2 protein-coding genes are annotated in these 1,384 nt (G+C 68.7%); one reads left to right on the forward strand and one right to left on the reverse strand.

Annotated features, from left to right (window positions below):
- Positions 1–930, reverse strand: a 930-nt coding sequence (locus tag ELR45_RS26940) for an MFS transporter (protein WP_165368127.1), incomplete at its 3' end; no start/stop codon positions are given.
- An 83-nt stretch (positions 931–1,013) separates the two neighbouring features.
- Between ELR45_RS26940 and ELR45_RS39240 the strand changes: the two genes are divergently transcribed.
- Positions 1,014–1,384 (forward strand): RNA polymerase sigma factor (locus ELR45_RS39240; RefSeq protein WP_276320735.1); only part of this gene is annotated, 371 nt, incomplete at its 3' end.

Below are 1,384 nucleotides of genomic sequence, written 5' to 3' on the forward strand. Positions count from 1 at the left end.
CAGGCCGACCGCGTCCGGTGTGAAGCCGCGGACGTGTTCCAGCCACATCGGCATACCGAAGAAGACGCAGTAGAAGACCAGGTTCACACCGCCCTGCTGGGCGAGCACGGTCGCCAGGTCCCGTCCCGCGACGAGCCCGCGGATGTCCAGAAACGGTTGGTCGACGGCGAGCTCGCGCCAGACCAGCAGCGCGAGGGCGGCGAGGACCACCGGCAGCAACAACCATCTGGGCTCCTCCGCGAAGGACAACACCAGAACGATCAGGGCGCTGAGCGATCCTGCGAACAGGGCGATTCCCGGGAGATCGAGGTCGCCGAGCCTCCAGGATCCGCCGGAGTGTGCGGTCGCCGTTGGAAGCACCCGCACGGCCGTGATGACGCCGGCGATGGTGATCGGGACATTGATGAGGAAGACCGCCTCCCAGCCCGCAACCGCGACCAGGAGCCCGCCCAGCACCGGACCCAACGCGGCACTGACCGAACCGGCGACGGTCAGCGTGGCGAGAGCGCCGGCCGGTGGTGCGCCGGACTGGCTCGCGGCCGGGCGTGCCGCATGCCGGATGAGGATGAGCGCGCACGGATAGGCCGTCGACGTCGCCACCGCCTGTAGCACCCGCACCACCAGCAGCCAACCGAAACCCGGCGCCAGCGGTGCGAGAGCCGACACGGTGGCCATCAGCGCGAGTCCAGTGATGAACAGCCGCCGGGCGCCGAACTGGTCCGCGAACCGGCCCATCAGCGGCTGGCACACCGCGGCCGTGAGGTAGAAGCTCGACGCCAGCCAGGTCGAGGTGGCGATCCCGACCGAGAAGTCCCGCTGCAGGCTGATCAGGGCGACGGCGATCATCGACGAGTTCAGCGGGTTGAGCACGGTTCCCAGCGCCAGAGTGAGCAGAAGCCGGACGGGCACGTCTGAAGGGGAGCGGGTCACTCGGTCCATTCTTCCCGGCATGAAACGCATGCGGTGACGCCGGACATGCCACAGTGCCAGCCTTCAACGGAAAGGAAGTCAGCGTGTCGATCCTGACAGGAGCACGCGTTCAAGGAGATGATCATCTGATCACGCATAGGGCGCGGTTCGAGGACCTGTTCACCGCTGAGTCACGGGCCGTCCTCGGGTACGCGCTACGGCGTGTGCAGGTTGCCGACGATGCCGCCGACATCGTGGCCGAGACCTTCTTGGTCGCATGGCGACGTATCGACGACGTGCCGCAGGGCCGGGACGGACGGCTTTGGCTGTACGGCGTGGCGCGGCGGGTGTGCGCGAACCACGTGCGCGGCGACCGGCGCCGGCACCGGCTGGCCGAGCGGCTCCGTGAGGACCTGCTCACGCACGTCGATCGGGACGGCGGAATGGGCGGCGCCGCGCGCGGTGACGCTATCGA

The organism is Phytoactinopolyspora endophytica (genome assembly GCF_004138495.1).
GTDB lineage: Bacteria > Actinomycetota > Actinomycetes > Jiangellales > Jiangellaceae > Phytoactinopolyspora > Phytoactinopolyspora endophytica.